Origin of the sequence: Mesorhizobium sp. M7A.F.Ca.US.005.03.2.1, assembly GCF_003997795.1 — a bacterium.
Taxonomy (GTDB): Bacteria; Pseudomonadota; Alphaproteobacteria; order Rhizobiales; family Rhizobiaceae; genus Mesorhizobium; species Mesorhizobium ciceri.
Genome location: NZ_RZRP01000028.1, coordinates 1 through 18,171 on the forward strand (window position 1 = coordinate 1; position 18,171 = coordinate 18,171).

At 61.4% G+C, this 18,171-nt stretch carries 19 protein-coding genes and 1 pseudogene; 11 read left to right on the forward strand and 9 right to left on the reverse strand.

Annotation, left to right across the window (positions count from 1 at the left end; translation table 11 throughout):
* Positions 1–552: 552 nt before the first annotated feature.
* Together EN991_RS40675 and EN991_RS03110 are read right to left on the reverse strand one after the other, a co-directional pair.
* Positions 553–858, reverse strand: coding sequence for a thioredoxin domain-containing protein (locus EN991_RS40675; RefSeq protein WP_126057771.1), 306 nt, complete (start codon positions 856–858; stop codon positions 553–555).
* Positions 859–1,008: 150 nt separating this feature from the next.
* Positions 1,009–2,223, reverse strand: a complete 1,215-nt coding sequence (locus EN991_RS03110) for a cation:dicarboxylase symporter family transporter (RefSeq protein WP_210326676.1) — start codon at positions 2,221–2,223, stop codon at positions 1,009–1,011.
* A 706-nt stretch (positions 2,224–2,929) separates the two neighbouring features.
* On the opposite strand from EN991_RS03110, the gene EN991_RS03115 reads away from it, so the two are divergent.
* Positions 2,930–3,319, forward strand: a complete 390-nt coding sequence (locus tag EN991_RS03115; RefSeq protein ID WP_024505560.1) for a hypothetical protein — start codon at positions 2,930–2,932, stop codon at positions 3,317–3,319.
* 189 nt (positions 3,320–3,508) lie between these two features.
* Here the strand turns inward: EN991_RS03115 and EN991_RS03120 are convergent, their stop codons facing one another.
* From EN991_RS03120 to EN991_RS03125, 3 genes are all read right to left on the reverse strand, one after another.
* On the reverse strand, positions 3,509–3,754 hold the full coding sequence (locus EN991_RS03120) for a hypothetical protein (protein WP_063169243.1): 246 nt from the start codon (positions 3,752–3,754) through the stop codon (positions 3,509–3,511).
* A 174-nt stretch (positions 3,755–3,928) separates the two neighbouring features.
* Positions 3,929–4,063 carry a hypothetical protein gene (locus EN991_RS41620; RefSeq protein ID WP_256754986.1) on the reverse strand — a complete coding sequence of 45 codons (135 nt, stop codon included), beginning with the start codon at positions 4,061–4,063 and terminating at the stop codon, positions 3,929–3,931.
* Positions 4,056–4,526: a hypothetical protein gene (locus EN991_RS03125; protein WP_224570941.1), complete on the reverse strand. Its 471-nt coding sequence runs from the start codon at positions 4,524–4,526 to the stop codon at positions 4,056–4,058. Before EN991_RS03125 ends, EN991_RS41620 begins: the two co-directional genes overlap by 8 nt.
* A 599-nt stretch (positions 4,527–5,125) precedes the next feature.
* On the opposite strand from EN991_RS03125, the gene EN991_RS40680 reads away from it, so the two are divergent.
* Entirely contained in the window at positions 5,126–5,374 is a 249-nt protein-coding gene (locus tag EN991_RS40680) for a DUF6074 family protein (protein ID WP_063169245.1), read from the forward strand.
* Positions 5,375–5,739: 365 nt separating this feature from the next.
* Here the strand turns inward: EN991_RS40680 and EN991_RS03135 are convergent, their stop codons facing one another.
* The 4 genes from EN991_RS03135 to panB form a co-directional block, all read right to left on the reverse strand.
* Positions 5,740–6,372: an acyl-homoserine-lactone synthase gene (locus tag EN991_RS03135; RefSeq protein ID WP_063169246.1), complete on the reverse strand. Its 633-nt coding sequence runs from the start codon at positions 6,370–6,372 to the stop codon at positions 5,740–5,742.
* A 92-nt stretch (positions 6,373–6,464) separates the two neighbouring features.
* Positions 6,465–7,184, reverse strand: coding sequence for a LuxR family transcriptional regulator (locus EN991_RS03140; RefSeq protein ID WP_063169247.1), 720 nt, complete (start codon positions 7,182–7,184; stop codon positions 6,465–6,467).
* A 98-nt stretch (positions 7,185–7,282) separates the two neighbouring features.
* On the reverse strand, positions 7,283–8,191 hold the full coding sequence (gene panC / locus EN991_RS03145) for a pantoate--beta-alanine ligase (protein ID WP_063169248.1): 909 nt from the start codon (positions 8,189–8,191) through the stop codon (positions 7,283–7,285).
* Positions 8,188–9,024: a 3-methyl-2-oxobutanoate hydroxymethyltransferase gene (gene panB, locus EN991_RS03150; protein ID WP_063169249.1), complete on the reverse strand. Its 837-nt coding sequence runs from the start codon at positions 9,022–9,024 to the stop codon at positions 8,188–8,190. Before panB ends, panC begins: the two co-directional genes overlap by 4 nt.
* Positions 9,025–9,195: 171 nt before the next feature.
* On the opposite strand from panB, the gene EN991_RS03155 reads away from it, so the two are divergent.
* The 9 genes and pseudogenes from EN991_RS03155 to EN991_RS03195 form a co-directional block, all read left to right on the forward strand.
* Positions 9,196–10,158 (forward strand): membrane protein, encoded by a 963-nt coding sequence (locus EN991_RS03155; RefSeq protein WP_024505567.1) that lies wholly within the window; start codon positions 9,196–9,198, stop codon positions 10,156–10,158.
* Positions 10,159–10,220: 62 nt separating this feature from the next.
* Positions 10,221–11,195, forward strand: coding sequence for a quinolinate synthase NadA (gene nadA / locus EN991_RS03160; protein ID WP_063169250.1), 975 nt, complete (start codon positions 10,221–10,223; stop codon positions 11,193–11,195).
* A complete protein-coding gene (locus EN991_RS03165; protein ID WP_127368136.1) occupies positions 11,192–12,733 on the forward strand; it encodes an L-aspartate oxidase in 1,542 nt (513 codons plus the stop codon). The genes nadA and EN991_RS03165 overlap by 4 nt, the downstream gene beginning before the upstream one ends.
* A gap of 1 nt (position 12,734) precedes the next feature.
* Positions 12,735–13,616, forward strand: coding sequence for a carboxylating nicotinate-nucleotide diphosphorylase (gene nadC, locus EN991_RS03170; RefSeq protein ID WP_063169252.1), 882 nt, complete (start codon positions 12,735–12,737; stop codon positions 13,614–13,616).
* A 174-nt stretch (positions 13,617–13,790) separates the two neighbouring features.
* Positions 13,791–14,759 carry a biotin synthase BioB gene (gene bioB / locus EN991_RS03175; protein ID WP_224570943.1) on the forward strand — a complete coding sequence of 323 codons (969 nt, stop codon included), beginning with the start codon at positions 13,791–13,793 and terminating at the stop codon, positions 14,757–14,759.
* Positions 14,756–15,895, forward strand: a complete 1,140-nt coding sequence (locus EN991_RS03180) for an 8-amino-7-oxononanoate synthase (protein ID WP_024505572.1) — start codon at positions 14,756–14,758, stop codon at positions 15,893–15,895. The genes bioB and EN991_RS03180 overlap by 4 nt, the downstream gene beginning before the upstream one ends.
* Entirely contained in the window at positions 15,892–16,527 is a 636-nt protein-coding gene (gene bioD / locus EN991_RS03185) for a dethiobiotin synthase (RefSeq protein ID WP_063169254.1), read from the forward strand. The genes EN991_RS03180 and bioD overlap by 4 nt, the downstream gene beginning before the upstream one ends.
* Positions 16,527–17,792: an adenosylmethionine--8-amino-7-oxononanoate transaminase gene (locus tag EN991_RS03190; protein ID WP_063169255.1), complete on the forward strand. Its 1,266-nt coding sequence runs from the start codon at positions 16,527–16,529 to the stop codon at positions 17,790–17,792. The genes bioD and EN991_RS03190 overlap by 1 nt, the downstream gene beginning before the upstream one ends.
* Positions 17,789–18,171 (forward strand): annotated as a pseudogene (locus EN991_RS03195) (3-oxoacyl-ACP synthase); the annotation flags it as partial. The gene EN991_RS03190 and the pseudogene EN991_RS03195, both read left to right, overlap by 4 nt.

An 18,171-nucleotide genomic window follows, 5' to 3' on the forward strand; every position in this document is an offset into this window, starting at 1 on the left:
GCCCACCCTGCGCCAGGGGGAAGGCCACAATAGAAAGACGCCGGCCGACAGGCCGGCGACCGTCAGCAGCCGAAGGCTGCCCCGCGCCAGGGGGCGATGCCGCAGGGCCAAGACCGCCTGAGCTTGCCGAAGAAAAGCGGGCTCGGTTCACGAGCACCCGGCCAGCGACTTCAGGCGCGGGCGCTCAGGATTGTTGTTGGCGCCCACGGCAGCTGGATGACCGCAACAAGATTACGAGGAGCGACAGCAAAGCCAGCTGCCACAAACGGCACGCTCCGGCAACAACAGCGTGGCCGGTCTACAGATGCTGCCCCGCACGAGAGCCAGCACGCTTTGAGCGCGCATCGGCGATGCAAGCGTTGCAAGCTGGCCATGTCCACAAGGTCGGCGACCACTATATCGCCGACCACCAACGCGGGCGTACCGTCTAAGTGCAGACCTTTCGCGAGTGCGCGGACGCGCGCATTTCATCTGCGATGGCCGGATCTTGCATTCCCGCTTGAGCTGCTCAACGTCAAGGCCTACACGCGCTGCGATCTTGAGAGTGACCCTTCAACTGGGGGAAATCATAAGGGCGCGGTGGAATTCGTCGAACTTTCCCTGTTTTCTCGAGGCGAGTGCGGCGAAGGCTGGGAATTGGGAATCCGGTCCCAGGACCGGGAACTGTTTGATCACAAGCTTCAGATTGGGCTCATGCTTGAAGGCTTTTTGGTAGTTGATATCAGCCAGTCTGCAATGCGGACAGTTGTGGTAGTCATTGAATATGACCAGAACGGCATCGCCTTGCGGGTTGCCGGCGATTGGCGAAGGAGATCGTTGTCGAATGCGCCGCTCCACTTTTGCCTGTCGGTCGACCACGCCTGCCGGTGCAGGTTCGCGCTATATTGGCTCGCCAGCAAGGCGAGGAGTAAAAGAAGAGCTGCGACAGTGATGGCAGTCGGCTTAGACATGAGTCTCCAATCCATGGACGGCGTGGCAGCAACGGCCGCCTTTTTGGTGTAAAATGGGTCAGTTTTGATCGTGCCCCGCAGTTGCTACAGGCGCACAGGTGCCGGTGCGATCTGGCGGTTTCTCAAATACGGCTTTGCGCCATCGGGTCCACCCCAATAGCTGAGCGTCGTTCGCACGGGGAATTGTGTTCACCACGCCGGGCGACTTGACCGTCCACCGCCAGAGCGCTGAACGGTCCGCTAGTGAGGCGCTCCCCGAATCGTCGTTTATCCCGCTCGCCCCGGACCGGGTGACAGCCAGCGTTGCCGCTACGCTGCGGAGAAAAACCGTCAGCGCGTGGCATTCGGACATAAGCTGATCGACGCCAAGAATAAGCCCCACGGAGGTGACCGGTGCGGCCGGAACAAGAAAGAGCGTTGCAGCCATTGTGACGAGGCCTGCACCGGTAATGCGGGTTGTTCCGTTCGAAGGGAACAATGCGACAAACAGCATGAGGATCCGGCAGCCGATCGGGAGATCAGTTTTCGTCGCTTGGGCGATGAAAAGGGCGGCGAGCATCATATTCGTGCCGTCCAGATTGAATGGAATGAGACCCACGACCGAATGCGTGGCGCCGGCCTTTTCCATCTTCTCCATGAGCGAGGCCAGCGCGGCCTCTGAGGAGGACATTGCGAGCAGCAGCTCGTCCTTGATGTATCGGACGAGAGAGAAGAGCGAGCGGCCGTTGTAGCGGCAGACCGCGCCGAACAGGATCGAGAGGAACAGGACCGAGAGGAACAAGACTTGCAGGATGTCGCCTTCCGCGAAGGCACTGGCAATCGTTGACGGGATGATGTTCATCAGGAAGCTGGTCACGGACTGCTCGTGAGCCGTGGCCACATAGCCCTTAACGGCTTCGACATCGAGCGAGGCCGGATCGATGTTGAGGCCGGCGCCAGGCTGAACGATATTCGCGACAATCAGCCCGACAAGGAGTGCTAGCGTCGAGAAGGTAAGGAAATAAACCATCGCCTTGGCGGCAACTCGGCCGACCTTCTGCAGATCGCTCATGCCGGCAATGCCGGTCGCCATTGTCAGGAAGATGACAGGTACGGTGATTATCTTGACGACATCGACGAAGGCATCGCAGAGCGGCTTCAGGCTGTGGCCGGTCTCCAAATGGAAATAGCCGATTGCGGCACCCAGGATTATGGCGGCAAGTACCTGCACGTAGGTCCGGGCAAAATGGCGCTTGCGGGGCGCTAAGATCGCGCGGGGAACTCTTGGAACCAACACCGTCTCTCTCCTTGACCGGATCGGGGTGGGGCTCCTCCCTCTCCCATGCAGTGCTCCGGTCGAACGCTGCGCCCACTTCGGCGCAAACGATGTGCCAAATAGCAAGAGGGGAAAACGCGCAGGACCTCACGCAATGCTTGCGATTCGCTCTCCCACACTCGTGCAGTGGTTGCCTGTCGCAACTATGGAAGGGTCGATTCTGGGAACTCCAAAGGCCGCTCTTTGCGTCGACGCAGCTTGGCTGCCTGGAAGGTTCCCTCTTTGCCTTGCGGTCTGCGAGCTGGGTCCAGATGGTCATCATTTGGCTGCGCGCTGCACGGGGCTCGAAAGATTCAATCGAGGACGGGTCCTCTTGGAAAACGGGGGCAGCGTTGGTCAAGCCCTTCCACCCTGCTGTCCCAATGGTGTTCAGAAGCTCAGTTCACGATCAAGCGATGGATCAGCGTCATCTGGCGTTTGCGCCATCGCGGCGGCGTTGCAACGGGTCTGCCAAAGATGAGCAGGCCGCGAGGCAGGGTCCGAGACCTAGACTCCAACCTCATAGCGCGCTCGGCTCGCGTTCGGAAGGTTCGAACCGCAGCACGATCAGGTGGCGACACCGTTGGTCGGAACCGGAACCCGACGAATGATCGTTCGTGACCGACATCTGTGAACAAGCAGTATGTGTCATTGCAATCACCACCCGTTGCGCGGAAATGCCCATATGGCCGTGAATGAACTGGATTTGGTGATTTTCCAGATGGCGGTGGAAAGCGTCCGCTTGCTCTCTTCAAGCTTTGATGAGAAGGCGGCTGAGATAGCCACGAGGAGCCGTGGTAGCCTTCTTTTTGACGTGCGGGTGGACGGTGACCTGGAGGTCCAGCGAGTCGCAGCCATTGGATATCCAGGCGACAAGATCGGTGTGGTGGCATTGGACCGAGAGGGCCTTGTTAGCTGTTGTTGCCTTGTCAATGGCACCTTCTCACCTTTCATTGCACCGTTGGAGAACTGGACCAGCATGCCCCTTTCGATGCAGGCCCAGATCGATGTCACAGGCTATGCGAGGCTCCTTCTGGCCGCCTTGCGAAATGCTGGACATATGCTGGACAGGTAGCATCGCGATGATGTCTGTGATGAGATGGTGCAAACGGCTGGATGAGGCGATCGCTTGCTGGCAGCTTTGGCAACAAAGCGATCGGTGAGTTCGCAATGCTGGAACACGTCCTTTAGACTCTGCAGTTAAGTTAGCGGACTACCATCTGACGAATGCCCTCTGACAGTCTGCATGGCGCGGCATGCCCTCTTAGGAATGCAGCCGTGGTTCTACACCATCGGCTGTTTTTGTGTCGAAGGCGACGGGCACGCCATGAACGAAGGAAGCGGCCGCCAACAGTTCCTCCAACTCGCGGTCGGTGGCCTTGCATGCCGGCATTAGTGTTCGGATGGCGCGGATCGCCTGCGCCATGGAGAGAAAGCGGACCCTTCCCCTGGAAAGGACATAGGCTTCTGCGGCTTTTTCGACGGTGACGGTGTGAAACGAATTGGTCATGACGAATTCCTCCCTGAACCCTGACCAACCCGACTTATGGCACGAATTCGACCGCCTTCAAGCCTATGTCCGATTGCGGACAATCGCTGCGATTCGTTCAAAACCGCTGATGCTTTTGGGCGACCTGGTGAGGGGCAAGGAGACGTCGGCTGAACCCGTTTCAACCGACATGCTTCAGGCAGCGGCCAGGCCGAAATAACGCTGCTCCTCCTTGTCATAAGCGCCATGTGTGAGCTTTATCAATCCGGCACGGTCGATGATCGTGATCTCGCCGCGCTTGGCGTGCACCAGTCCTCGATACTCAAGCATTTGCAGGGCCGTGGTGACCCCGGGCGGTGGGCGCGAGCATGGTCGCCAGAAATTCATGCGTCGGGAGGATCTTATCTCCTTCCGCACGGTCGTGGACCATCAGCTGCCAGCGGGCCAGCCGTTCTTCGACCTTGGAGTGGCCATTGACCAGTGCCGTCCGGCATGATTGGACGAGGAACGCGTGGGCATAGTCCAGCACTGAGGTGCGAAGCGACGGGCTAATCGCAGGGCGAAGGTTTTCAACCGGCAGGCGCCAGGTAGTGCTTTCCTTTCCGAGAATGACGGCAATTCCTTTCATCCCGTCATAGCCGACAATGCCGACTTCACCTTGCCGCCCGCCGGTCATGGTGGCGACCACCGACGCGATGCCCCTCTCGGGAAAATATACGTTCTTGATCGGCTGATGCGCGACCTCCAACTTGTCCTTGATGCCCGGTTCGACGTGATGCAGCGATGGTCGCAAAAGCGCGAAGTCCTGCGGGGTGAGGGCTTCAGCACCTGGTCGCGAAAGAGGGATCGGGCAAGGCTCTCTTCCAACGGGGCAAGAGCGCGTACGTCTTACTGTCGGCTGCACCGAAGTAAATGCCGGCCGATGCCAAAGCATAGGCTTCGAAACGCGCGATTGCAAAGCCCTGTCGGGGCAGTGCAGTCATGCTAGAAGTCGCGCCGCCTACGATAGGCAGCGGATGACATGATTCCCTTCTGCGGCGGCCACCAAGAACGGCTCGGGCACGCTTTAATCGTTCATACACAAGCTCGCAGGAATGTAAGCAGCGGAACAGTCGGGTGATTCGTACCGCCCTGCCCTTTCAGAGATCAAGTCATTGGACGTCAATTCGGCTGGAACGCCTCGTCGAACGGCCCAGGAAAATGCAGCCGGATGAGCAATGGTGGTTCACCTTATGTGCGGTCCCGGATATGCGGTCCGGCGGCTCATCTCCCAATGGCTTGTCGATGGGGAAGTGGAACTCGTCATGTCGCCGCGAACCGTCACCGCGCTAGCGGGGCTCTTTTGAAGACGCCGGTGTTTTTCTTTGTGGAACTGAATCTGTGAGGTGATTGATGCATGAATCAAACATTTGCGTATTTCCGCTGCATCGGCGACGTATATTGGTCGAAAGTATCGCCCAGGCCCTCGAGACCAAGAACGGCGAGGCGGCGAGCGCGTTCTGGCGCTGTGCCGCCAAGAAAATGCTCATTCAATTGTCCGATGTAGGAATTGCGCCAGAGCTCGCTGCGCAGGAGGTTGGAAGCCTTCTTCATGCGGTCTTGGACGACATGGCCAACCGAACGGTAATGCACAAAGCATAGGCTCGGGCGCTGTTGGACCGCGCGTCAGCTCGGGTCCTTATCGGGGGACTGCTCCGACTGGCCGACGGTCCGGCCAAACCGGCATACCGGCAAAGCTTTGAGGTTGCGATCGCTCACGGCGGCCGGTCCAATATTCTAAGACGACCTCAGAAGCCACGTTGGCTTCTTTGGACGAAGCGGAGGGGCGCCATTTTGGCGTGCTCACGCTGGACTGCGGGTTGCGCCTACGGAAATCCAAAGTCCGGCCGCGCGAGCCAATCGACCGGAACAGTCGAAAGCTCGTGGGGCGGGTCCGCTCACCCTCACGGCGGCGGTGGCGGCCGTGAGCAGACTTAACTCAAGTCACGGCTGAGCATCCGCAGGCGCTATGCCGATTGGATGAGAACTGGTTGCCACAACACCGGCCCGTTGAGGCGTCCCCTCCAGCGGATGCGCAAGAGACTGGCGTAGGAAATATCGAGGAAGCCGGCGACTGCCTCGGTGTTGCCGACCTGCTTGGGCTGTCCGATACGTGACAACGGCCAGGTCGCGAGACGAAGGATCCTTTCGATGCGCGTATCTGTCACCGTTACGATCCCGGAGAGATTGTTGGCCAAGCCGAATTCGATGATCCCCGCGAAGAGCTCGTAGGTTGCTTGGGCCAGGCCGCCAGCTGCCTTCGGCGCTGTCGCAGGGAGATCGAGCGCGAAACGACTACTCTCCCAGATATCGGCACTCGCAGGGACCACCATCTCATCCAGCAGCGTCGGAAACGTATCGCGCAACATTGTCGGTCCGGTGGTCGGCAAAAGGCGGACGCAGCCGCAAGTTCGCCAATCGGACCCCTTGAGAAGCAGGTAGACGGGGTTCAGGCTGTCAAACGAGTCCGTTTCCATTTCGCCTTCGGTCTGCACTTCCCAATCGAGCCGCTTCTTGAAAACCCGATACCTAAGTCCGTGCATTTCCTTGAGTTCGCTCGCAAACTCGGCGTAGCAGTCGGGTGTTATCAGCTGCATCATTGTCGTCTCCGTGCGGGATGTGTCCACGCAATCGAAGGGCAAAGCCGTCATGAATGCAGCCTGTAGACCTTTACAGCTAGACTTGGAGAGGATCAGGATCTCGCCCGAGCAGCCATCCGCACTACGGCCTGGTTGATGGTTCGCACGCCAAGCTTCGCCTTGGCGTTTTCCTGATGGAAGGTCACGGTGCGTTTCGAGACACCGAGAATCTGGCTGATATCCCAGGCCGACTTGCCGCACGCCGCCCATTTCAGGCACTCGAACTCCCGCCGGGTGAGCATTATGCCATCTACCACGCAATCTTCGGCGAGCCTGCGCCGGGCATGGATATGAACGTTGATCGCAACCAGTTGCATTGCTTTTTCGTAGCGCGTCAGCGACCTCAGAAATGGCGGATGCGCCTCGTTGGAGGCGAAGGTCAGTGCGGCGAACCGGCCGCGATGATCATGCATCGACATGGTCAGTCCGCCGCGAATGCCGAACTCAGCTGCTTTTTCCAGGACTTCCTGCTGAGAGGTCGGCAAATAACGGTGATCGCGGTCCACACCCCAGTCGAAGGTATCCCAGCCCCGCAGTCCCCGCAGGATCACGGGATCCACGCTGTGGTAGCGCTGTTGCAGGTAATGTGATGTCCATGATGATGGATAATTCGAGATCAATCGCGGCCTGTCGCCGGAAGCGGATGGGTAGGTGAAATAAGCGAAGAGCGGAAAGTCGAACCCGGCTGCGGCGGACGCCATTGCCTCATGGAGATCGACGGCATCGACGCTTGCAGAGAGTTGCTCGACCAAGGTTTCAAATACGCGATGCATCTGCGCTTAGCGTACCTCGCGGAGGTTGCTGGAAGCCGACGGAGACGTGGTTCTAAATGATGGCCTGTCCCTGCAGGGCATACGACGCGCCGCCGTCATCACCGCAATTGCTGTGCTGCTTCCGATTGGAGAGAGCTCCGCCCACCTGACCAACTACCGATGGGTGATATTGCGACGTTATCGATGAGCCGCGTGTCGCCAAGCCAAGCCGCAGCAAGCAAGCGTGCCGGTCGGTCAAGGCTTGCTAACGATTGCAGGTCTGTTTCTCCGCGAAGCTCCAGGTATTCGAGCTCGCGATAGCCGGCAGCCAGAATTGCTGCACGCGCTTCATCAAGCGTAGGCAGGATGGGGGAGCCGCGTGCAAGCCGCTCGGCCGTATCGAGCAGGACCGATGCTAGTTTTGGGGCAATGGCGCGTTGGGCTGGGGAGAGCCGCACGTTACGCGACGATAGCGCAAGACCATCGGCTTCGCGGACTGTCGGACAGGGCACAATAGTGATCGGAATGTCGAGATCCCGGACCAAGCGCCTGACAAGCTGAAGTTGCTGAAAATCCTTTTCGCCAAAAAAGGCGAAGTCAGCGCCGGCCTGCAGGAAGAGCTTGGCCACGACCGTCGCCACGCCATTGAAATGGCCGAGCCGGAATGCGCCGCAAAGGCATTCGCTGATGCCGGACACTGAAACGGCCGTGGCGAAGCCCACCTGGTACATTTCCTCTGTGTCCGGCACATAGAGCAGATGCGTGCCCAGCAGAGCGAGCTTGGCAGCATCGTCGCTTTCCGTCCGAGGGTAGGCAATCAGGTCGGCGGGGCTGTTGAACTGCTTGGGGTTTACGAACAGCGTCACGATCACCCGCTCGGCCCTTTCGAGCGCCTTCCGCACGAGGCTCAGATGCCCGTCGTGCAAGGCTCCCATGGTCGGCACAATACCGATCGTGGCACCCGAGCGACGCCATTGCGCAACGACGCCGCGCAGCTCGCTCACGGTTCGAGCGATCGGCACGCTCATGTGAAGTCACCGGCCTTCAAGGCGTTGACATAGAGATGTTCGACCGCCGGAAAGTGCCGGTTCCGCATATCGGTGGCGTAAGCGGCGATTGCCGCCTCAGCCTGCTCACCGAGCTCGGCATAGCGTTTGACGAACTTCGGCCGAAATGAGGTGAAGAGCCCGAGCATATCGTGGCTCACCAGAATCTGGCCGTCGCAAGCTGGCGAGGCACCGATGCCGATGGTGGGTATGTCGATATCGGCGGTTATCTGCCGTGCAAGCTGCTCCGGTATCTTTTCCAGCACCAAGGAGAAGGCGCCAGCTTCAGTTACCGCCCTGGCGTCGCGCCTGATCCGCTCTGCATCGGCTCCCCGGCCCTGCACACGATAGCCTCCAAACGTGTTTACCGCCTGCGGCGTCAGGCCCACATGGGCCATGACAGGTACGCCGCGCGCGGTAAGGAAGCGGATGGTTTCCGCGATGGTCTCGCCGCCCTCGATCTTTACCGCTGAACAACCGGTCTCACCCATCACGCGCGCAGCGTTGCCGAAAGCGTGCTCTGGGCTTTCCTCGTAGGAACCGAAGGGCAGGTCGACGACCATCAGCGCGTGTTCAAGGCCGCGGCGAACGGCCTGTCCGTGCATGATCATCATGTCGAGCGTGACCCCCAGCGTCGACGACAGGCCGTGCAGCACCATGCCGACGCTGTCGCCGACAAGAACGATGTCGCAGTGGCGATCGAGCAGCCTCGCGACCGGCGTGGTGTAGGCCGTCAAGCATACAAGTGGCGTCTGGCCTTTTCGCGATCGAATATCTGGAGGAGTCATCCCTTTTATCTCACCAGCCGCGCTCAACCGAGGCCCCTTCCCTTACGTTACCAACAGCGGGTGTCGCGTTTGGCATATTTTTGTGCGACTGCGAAGAGCTAAAAACAGCGCTTGAGTACTCCGGTGTTGACGTGCTGGCTTCCAAGGTTACATTCAATCGATTAAGGCGCTCCGTTGGGCCAACCCGCTTTCGCAAACATGGATCCTCAGACAAGAAGAACCAAGAAAGGCAAAGCCGCCGTCAAAGCTGACGAAGCCAAAGTGGACCTGACTGCCGTCGTGGTCGCCGTAAACGACAGTGAGCCCTGTGTCCTCACAGTCGGTCATGCGGACACCCTCCCTTCTGGACCTTTTGCCCTTGAGCATCGATCACTGCAGTCGGGTTTGAGGGGGTGGGTGGAGCAGCAGACCGGCCATGCACTTGGATACATCGAGCAACTCTACACCTTCGCCGATCGCGATCGCATCGGCACTGAGCGCCACCAGCGCGTCATCTCAATCAGCTATCTCGCATTGACCAGGAAGGAACAGGCAACGAACTCGGCCGCGTGCGGCTGGCAAAGTTGGTACGAATATTTTCCCTGGGAGGACCACCGCTTCGGCACGCCGCCTGTGCTGCTCGATAGATTGCGGCCCCGCCTGATTGAGTGGGCCGGCGGCGCCAGCGAGCCGACCACTCAACGCGAGCGCCGGCAGCGCGCTGCGATAGCCTTCGGCTTCGACGACCGCCATTGGAACGAGGAACTCACGCTCCAACGCTACGAGTTGCTCTATGAAGCTGCTCTGATTGAGGAGGCCGGTGGCGGCAGGGACGCGATTGCGGCCGCGGCTGGCAAACCAATGGTCGCTGACCACCGTCGTATTCTGGCAACCGGGATCGCGCGGCTGCGTTCGAAGATCAAATACCGGCCGGTCGTGTTCGAGCTTATGCGGCCTTCCTTCACGCTGCTGCAACTGCAGCGAACCGTGGAAGCTTTGGCTGGCAGGCTGATCAACAAGCCGAACTTCCGGAGATTGGTCGAGCAGCAGGAACTTGTTGAGGAGACCGGGGAGACCTCCCTCGACACGGGCGGCCGACCGGCGAAGCTTTATCGCTTCCGGCATGCCGTCCTCGACGACAGGGCTATCGCCGGGACAAAATTACCGCTGGCGCGGGCTTGACATACTTATAGTCAAGGTAGATATATTCCCTTATTGTCAAACCGAATATAATCGAGGCGCCAATGACTGGGGCGTTACCTATGGCTGCGTCCTTGTATGAGCGTGTCCGGCGGGTGATCCCACCCGTTGAATGGCCCGCGTTCGCCGGCGATATTGAAGCCATCTTAGCGCTGAAGCGTGAGCGCAATGCGGTGGTGCTGGCGCACAATTACCAGACGCCCGAAATTTTTCATTGCGTGGCAGACATCGTCGGCGACAGCCTGGCGTTGGCCCACAAGGCGGTGACGGTCGACGCCGACATCATCGTGGTTGCCGGCGTTCATTTCATGGCCGAGACGGCAAAACTGCTCAATCCGAACAAGACCGTGCTCATCCCGGATCTCCGCGCCGGCTGCTCGCTGGCCGAATCGATCACGGCAAACGACGTGCGGCTAATGCGGCTGCGGTATCCGGGGGTCCCCGTTGTTACTTACGTCAACACTTCCGCCGCCGTAAAAGCGGAGTCCGACATCTGCTGCACGTCCGGCAACGCCAAGGCGGTGGTGGAATCGCTTGGCGTGGCGCGTGTGCTGATGCTCCCGGACGAATATCTGGCGAGGAACGTGGCAGCCGATACAGACGTCGAGATCATCGCCTGGAAAGGCCATTGCGAGGTGCATGAGCGCTTCACCGCAGCAGACATCCGGGAACTGCGCGATGCCCATCCAGGCGTCATCGTGCTGGCCCATCCAGAATGCCCACCAGACGTTGTCGCGGAGGCGGAGTTCTCCGGCTCGACCGCGGCGATGTCGGATTATGTCGAGCGTGAGAAACCGAAGCGTGTCGTCCTTCTGACCGAATGTTCGATGAGCGACAACGTCGCGGTCGCGCATCCCGACGTCGAGTTCGTTCGCCCATGCAATCTGTGCCCGCACATGAAGCGCATCAACCTGGCCAACATTCGCGCCGCACTCGAGCAGAACCGGCATGAGGTCCGGATTGATCCCGAAATTGCCGGCCCCGCCCGCCGCGCGGTCGAGCGCATGCTTTCCCTATGAGTCTGGAGGTTCGCGAAATCGCGGGGGCGCCGGTCGTCATCGGCGGCGGCATTGCCGGCCTGATGACGGCGCTTCATCTGGCGCCGGAACCGGTCGGGCTTTTGACCAACGCGCCGCTTGGAACCGGAGCCTGCAGTGAACTTGCCCAGGGCGGTCTTGCGGCAAGTCTCGGGGGCGACGACGGCCCAGATTTTCACCTTTGCGACACGATAGCTGCCGGCGACGGACTCTGCGATGAGGCCACGGTGCGGCGAGTGGTACGAGCTGCACCCGAAGCGATTAGGACGATCCAAAGGTTCGGCGTCGACTTCGACCAGCACCCTGACCGCGCGTTGCGACTTGGGCTCGAGGCGGCACACTCGCGACGGCGGATTGTGCATGCAGCCGGCGACGCCACCGGTCGCGAGTTGGTGCGCGCGCTCGTCGCCGCGGTTCGGCGTACAGCCTCGATCACCATTATCGAAAATGTGGAGGTCCGCCGGCTGGTCGTGCAGGACGGGTCGGTCATCGCCGTGGTCGCAGCAGGACGAGCCGGCGCGCTCGCTCTGCCCACGCGTCGCGCGGTGCTGGCGACCGGCGGCGTCGGCGGGCTGTTTTGCGACACGACAAACCCCGCTGGCTCATGGGGTCACGGGCTGGCGCTCGCCGCATGGGCGGGGGCGGAACTCGCCGACTTGGAATTCATACAGTTCCATCCAACTGCGCTCGACGGTCCGCGCCGGCCGATGCCGCTGGTGAGCGAAGCCGTGCGTGGCGAAGGCGCGGTGCTCATCGATGAGCGAGGAGAGCGCTTCCTCGCCGACACACCTGGCGGTGAACTTGCGCCTCGCGACGTCGTAGCGCGCGCCATTTGGCACCAGCTTGCCGTTGGACGCCGCGTATTCCTGGACGCACGGCAAAGTCTCGGCCCGAGATTTGGCAAGCGTTTTCCAGGCATCGCCGAATTGTGCCGGAGCGCAGGAATCGACCCAGCGACCGACCTGATCCCGGTGCGCCCGGCGGCACATTATCACATGGGCGGCGTCGCCGTAGACAGCGCCGGCCGCAGCTCCATCGAGGGATTGTGGGCCTGCGGTGAGGTGGCCTGTACCGGCCTGCACGGCGCCAACCGCCTGGCCAGCAACTCGCTCACCGAAGCGGCGGTCACCGCGAGCTGGGTTGCCGAAAGCGTTGCCGGCACGTCGTATACCCGGCGACCGCGCAGATGCTCCACATTCGTCCCTCCACGACCAGACGCTTCCGTGGTCCGCCCGATTGTCTCCGCCGCCCTGGGTATCATCCGCGACGGCGAGGCAATGCGCGAAGCGGTGGCGACCCTGCTGCCGATCGCAGCCAATAGTGTCGCTGCCTCTGGTCCGGCTTTGGTCTCACTGATGATCGCCGCGGCGGCCCTGAGGCGGGAAGAGAGTCGAGGCGCGCACTGTCGGTCCGATTTCCCGCTCCACGATGCCAACGTGCGCCCATCACGGCTGACACTGCACAGCGCAATGCGGGCCGCGGCCGCACTCGATTGCCGGGCTACCATACGGAGCACTTGATATGACTTCATTCTCCCCCCTCCCCGCGACCCTGATCGAACCGATTGTGCGCGTTGCGCTCCTCGAAGACCTGGGCAGATCCGGCGACCTGACCACCGATGCGGTTATCCCGTATGATTGCACTGCCACGTTGGTGCTCAAAGCGAGGCAGGCGGGCGTCGTTGCCGGGCTCGATCTGGTCTCGTATGCCTTCCTTCTCGTGGAACCGGCGATCAACATCCAGATCTGGCGCCCTGATGGCAGCGAGGTTGGGGCCGGGGAAACCATTGCAAGATTGTCCGGACCCGCACGAGGCCTGCTCACGGCCGAACGCACGGCCCTCAATTTCTTATGCCGGCTGAGCGGCATTGCCACTGCCACAGCGGCCATGGTTGAGGCCGTGCGCGGTCACAAGGCGAGGATTGTATCGACGCGAAAGACGACGCCCGGGCTGCGGGCATTGGAGAAATACGCCGTGCGCGTCGGCGGCGGTGCCAATCACCGGTTCGGCCTCGATGACGGCGTGCTCATAAAGGACAACCACATCGCGATCGCCGGCGATATGCGCACAGCAATAGAGCGGGCGCGCGCCGCAGCAGGGCATATGGTGAAGGTCGAGGTCGAGGTCGACACGCTGAAGCAGCTCGATGCAGCGCTCGCGATTGGTGTTGACGCGGTGCTGCTCGACAATATGTCGGTCGAGGATCTTGCCCGCGCGGTTTCTATAGTGGATGGCCGTACGATCACCGAGGCGTCCGGTCGGGTGATGCCGAAAACGGCGGCGGCGATTGCGGCGACCGGTGTCGATCTCATCTCCATGGGTTGGCTGACGCACAGCGCCCCGATCCTCGACATCGGCCTGGACATGCCGGACCACCAGAACATCTGCAAGCACTTGAACTGAGGATTACGGCGTGAGGAGCAACATCAGCTCGGCAGGCGTAGGAGGTGCTGGAAAGACGTGCCGCAGCTCGCCTTTAGCGAGTGCGCCCCAAAGCCAAGAAGGCGTACCGGACTAGCAAACAAAGGTTTGACGATGACGATTGGAATGAACTCGGAGTTCGACGTGAACCAGACCATGCAATCGGTCGACGGAACGCCTCCGCGATGGAACCGCAAAGAGGCCGAGGCCATCTACGGCATGCCATTCAACGATCTGCTGTTCCTGGCTCAGACGATCCACCGCCAGAACTTCGATCGAAACCGAGTGCAGCTGTCGCGGCTCCTTAGCATCAAGACCGGCGGGTGCCCCGAAGATTGCGGCTATTGCAGCCAGTCTGCGCATTACGAAACCGGTGTGAAGGCGTCGAAGCTGGTGGACGTCAAGCATGTCATCGACGAAGCGGCCAAGGCGCGTGATGGCGGCGCAACGCGCTATTGCATGGGCGCGGCGTGGCGAAGTCCCAAGGAGCGCGACATGGACGTTGTGGTCGCCATGATTGAGGGCGTCAAGGCCCTCGGCATGGAGACCTGCATGACGCTCGGCATGCTCGATCTTGAGCAAGCTGCTCGCCTGAAGCAGGCCGGTCTCGACTACTATAACCACAACATCGATACCTCTGAGCGCTACTATGGCGAGGTTATTTCAACCAGGACTTTTGCCGACCGGCTGAAAACGCTTGGGCACGTGCGCGCGGTTGGGATGAAAGTCTGCTGCGGCGGCATTGTCGGGATGGGAGAAGAAAAGACCGATCGCATCGACATGCTGGTCACGCTCGCGAACCTGCCCGAGCCGCCGGAAAGCGTGCCGATCAACATGCTTATTCCCATCGAAGGCACGCCGCTTGCCGCGGCCGACGCCATCGATCCGATCGATTTCGTCCGCATCGTTGCGCTCGCGCGGGTGATGATGCCGAAATCCTATGTAAGGCTGTCCGCCGGCAGGACGGCGATGAGCGACGAAACGCAGGCGCTGTGCTTCTTTGCCGGCGCCAATTCGATCTTTGTCGGCGACACGCTGCTGACGGCGGGAAATCCCGGCGAGGACAAGGATACCCTTCTGTTCCGGCGCCTCGGCATTGAGCCTATGGAACTCGCCACGCAATGAAGGAGGCAATTCTTGCCCGCTATGACGCAACCTTGCGGGGACTGGGGCGCAAGGACCGGTTGCGGACGCTCGCACCGCGCGCCGGGCTCGACTTCTCGTCGAACGACTATATCGGACTTGCCGCCTCCAAAAGACTGGGCGATGCGGTTTCGACGGCGATTGCGCGGGGCACGCCAGTGGGCGCCACCGGATCGCGGCTGTTGCGCGGCAATGCACCGGAACATGAGCAACTGGAGGCGGACGCAGCGGCATTTTTCGGAGCCGAGCGTGCACTGTTCTTCGGCAGCGGCTATATCGCCAACTTCGCTCTGCTGACGGCCCTGCCGCAGAAAGGCGACCTGCTGGTCCTCGACGAGCTCGCTCATGCCAGCATGCATGAGGGTGCCCAGGCCGGGCGCGCTGAGTTCAAGCTGGCCGCGCACAACGACGTCGACGCTGTCGAGGACGCAATCACCCGCTGGCGCGCCGAAGGCGGCATGGGGCGGGTGTGGATCGCCTTCGAAAGCCTTTACAGCATGGATGGCGACCGTGCGCCGATGGAGAGCCTGGTCGCGCTGGCTGATCGGTACCAGGCATTCATCGTCGTCGATGAAGCGCATGCCACCGGCGTCTGGGGACCGGACGGCCGGGGACTGGCCGCCGCGTATGAAGGCCGCGACAACATCGTCACGCTCCACACATGCGGCAAGGCGCTTGGCGCATCCGGCGCGCTCGTTACCGGACCGCGAACACTGTGCGACTATCTTATCAACCGGTGCCGGCCATTCATCTATGCGACCGCACCATCGCCGCTGATGGCAGTCGCGGCACGTGAGGCGCTGACTATTCTGTCTGACGAGCCTATGCGTCGTGCTCAGTTGCACGAGCGTGTCGCTTTCGCGAGCCGGCAATTGGCCGAACGCTGCGGCGTGATGCCCAGCGGCTCGCAGATCCAGCCGCTTGTGATCGGCGATAACAGCCGCACCATGGCGGTGGCGGCAGGACTGCAGGCACGCGGCTTCGACATACGCGGCATTCGCCCGCCGACAGTGCCTGAGGGTACGTCGCGCCTGCGCATTTCGCTGACTCTCAACGTCGACGAAGCCGACATTTCCGCCATGGTCGAGGCTCTCGTCGGAGTGTTGGCCACAGCATGACCAAACGCATCGTCGTCACCGGAACAGACACTGGAATTGGCAAGACAGTGTTTTCGGCCGGACTTGCCGGGCTGCTCGACGGCTTCTACTGGAAGCCGGTGCAATCGGGCCTCAACGAGGAGACCGACAGCGAGGTCGTCGCCCGGCTTTCCGGCTTGCCCGACGGACGCGTGCTGCCCGAAGTCTATCGACTGACGATGCCGCTGTCGCCGCATCGATCAGCCGAAATCGACGGCGTCGCGATCGAGGCCGACGATCTTTCATTTCCGGTCCTGCCGACACCGCTCGTCATCGAAGGCGCCGGCGGGCTGATGGTGCCGCTCAATCGACAGACAAGGTTCATTGACATATTCGAACAATGGCGGCTGCCGGTCATACTGTGCGCCCGCACCGCGCTTGGCACCATCAATCATACGCTGTTGTCGATCGAGGCCCTGAGAGCCCGCTCCATCCCGCTCATCGGCATTGCCTTCATTGGCGAAGAGGTGGCCGATACACAAAGGACAATCGTGGAATTCGGCGGCGTGCCGCAGCTGGGCAGGCTGCCGCACCTCGGTCCGCTGACGGGTGAAACGTTGAGAGATGCAATGATTTCCGGCTTCGACCTGGCCATGATTGCCGGAGGCGACTGATGGCGGAGTCTCGAGTCTGGCATCCGTTCACGCAGCACGCGCTAGAGCCCTCGCTCCCTGAAATCGTGCTGACTGAAGGCGCCTATCTCCACAAGGCCGACGGCTTCCGCATCCTCGATGCGATTTCTTCCTGGTGGGTCGTCACCCATGGCCATCGCCACCCCCGCATCATGAAGGCCATCGAGACGACCGCCTCGAGCCTCGACCAGATCATCTTCGCGGGCTTCACCCACGAGCCGGCCGAACGGCTGGCCGAGGCGCTTGTAGGCATCGCACCCGCCGGCCTCCACCGGGTGTTCTATTCCGACAGTGGCTCGACCTCAGTCGAAGTCGCGCTGAAGATGGCGCTCGGCTATTTCCGTAACATCGGCGCGTCGCGTTCGCGCATCGCCGTCATGGAGCACAGCTATCATGGCGACACCATCGGCACGATGAGCGTCGGCGCCCGTGGCGTCTTCAACGCCGCCTATGAGCCTTTGCTGTTCGAGGTCGACACCATCCCCTTCCCGGCCGCCGGGCGCGAGCAGGAAACGCTGGATCGGTTCGAGGCCGTTAGCCGCGACCGGCGCGCAGCCGCGCTGATCGTCGAGCCGCTGGTGCTTGGCGCCGGCGGCATGCTGATGTATCCGGCCTGGGTTCTTGCCGAATTGAAGAGGATCGCCGAAGCCTCCGGCACGCTCGTGATCGCCGATGAAGTGATGACCGGCTGGGGGCGCACCGGAACCATGTTTGCCTGCGAACAGGCGTCCGTCTCGCCCGACATCTTGTGCACCTCGAAAGGTCTGACCGGTGGTACCATCCCGCTGGCCGCCACGATCGCCACCGATGCCATCTTCCACGCTCACTTTTCGGAGGATCGCAAGAAGACGTTTTTCCATTCGAGCTCCTACACCGCCAATCCGATCGCCTGCGCGGCAGCACTTGCCAATGTCGAGATCTGGCGTGACGAGCCGGTGGCCGAGCGGATCGCGGTCTTGAGCGCGAGGCAGGCCGCGGGGCTGCAACGCTTCCGGGACAATCCATATTTCACCGACTGCCGGACAACCGGCACCATCGCGGCACTCGACCTACGCACCGGCTCAGCCGGTTATCTGGCCGAGATCGGGCCAAAACTGCGCGCTTTTTTCCTTGAGCGCGGCCTGTTGGTGCGCCCGCTCGGCAATGTCCTCTATCTTCTGCCGCCCTATTGCATCACCAGCGACGAATTGGACGGGCTCTATGACGCGATAGAGGAGGCCGGCGAACGCTTCGGCTCGCGGCCATGAACCTATCGTCGCGCGTTCTCGGCTTCGGCCATCATGCGCCGACGCGCAAGGTCGAGAACCCGGAAATCGAAGACCGGCTCGGGCTTGAGCCCGGCTGGATCGAGCGGCGCACCGGAATTCGCTCGCGCTTCTGGGCAACAGACGAAGACACGCTGTCGGGCCTTGCCGCCTCTGCCGGCGACATGGCGCTGACCAATGCCGGTATCGACCGCGGCGACGTCGGTCTACTCTTGCTCGCCACGTCGACGCCCGATCACCTTCTGCCGCCAAGCGCGCCGCTGGTCGCACATCGGCTGGGGCTAGGCCGCGCCGGAGCGATCGACCTGACCGGCGCCTGCGCCGGCTTCCTCTATGCGCTGATGTTCCCCGACGGGTTCAC

Excerpts from the sequence above, each read along its gene's own strand:
- bioB (WP_224570943.1), top strand. The coding sequence starts at position 13,791 with ATGCAATCGGTCGACGGAACGCCTCCGCGATGGAACCGCAAAGAGGCC.
- panC (WP_063169248.1), bottom strand. The coding sequence starts at position 8,191 with ATGAGCGTGCCGATCGCTCGAACCGTGAGCGAGCTGCGCGGCGTCGTT.
- EN991_RS03190 (WP_063169255.1), top strand. The coding sequence starts at position 16,527 with ATGGCGGAGTCTCGAGTCTGGCATCCGTTCACGCAGCACGCGCTAGAG.
- nadA (WP_063169250.1), top strand. The coding sequence starts at position 10,221 with ATGACTGGGGCGTTACCTATGGCTGCGTCCTTGTATGAGCGTGTCCGG.
- EN991_RS03135 (WP_063169246.1), bottom strand. The coding sequence starts at position 6,372 with ATGATGCAGCTGATAACACCCGACTGCTACGCCGAGTTTGCGAGCGAA.
- EN991_RS03165 (WP_127368136.1), top strand. The coding sequence starts at position 11,192 with ATGAGTCTGGAGGTTCGCGAAATCGCGGGGGCGCCGGTCGTCATCGGC.
- EN991_RS03180 (WP_024505572.1), top strand. The coding sequence starts at position 14,756 with ATGAAGGAGGCAATTCTTGCCCGCTATGACGCAACCTTGCGGGGACTG.
- nadC (WP_063169252.1), top strand. The coding sequence starts at position 12,735 with ATGACTTCATTCTCCCCCCTCCCCGCGACCCTGATCGAACCGATTGTG.
- EN991_RS03115 (WP_024505560.1), top strand. The coding sequence starts at position 2,930 with ATGGCCGTGAATGAACTGGATTTGGTGATTTTCCAGATGGCGGTGGAA.
- EN991_RS03120 (WP_063169243.1), bottom strand. The coding sequence starts at position 3,754 with ATGACCAATTCGTTTCACACCGTCACCGTCGAAAAAGCCGCAGAAGCC.
- EN991_RS03155 (WP_024505567.1), top strand. The coding sequence starts at position 9,196 with ATGGATCCTCAGACAAGAAGAACCAAGAAAGGCAAAGCCGCCGTCAAA.
- EN991_RS03140 (WP_063169247.1), bottom strand. The coding sequence starts at position 7,184 with ATGCATCGCGTATTTGAAACCTTGGTCGAGCAACTCTCTGCAAGCGTC.
- EN991_RS40680 (WP_063169245.1), top strand. The coding sequence starts at position 5,126 with ATGCATGAATCAAACATTTGCGTATTTCCGCTGCATCGGCGACGTATA.
- EN991_RS41620 (WP_256754986.1), bottom strand. The coding sequence starts at position 4,063 with ATGCTTGAGTATCGAGGACTGGTGCACGCCAAGCGCGGCGAGATCACG.
- bioD (WP_063169254.1), top strand. The coding sequence starts at position 15,892 with ATGACCAAACGCATCGTCGTCACCGGAACAGACACTGGAATTGGCAAG.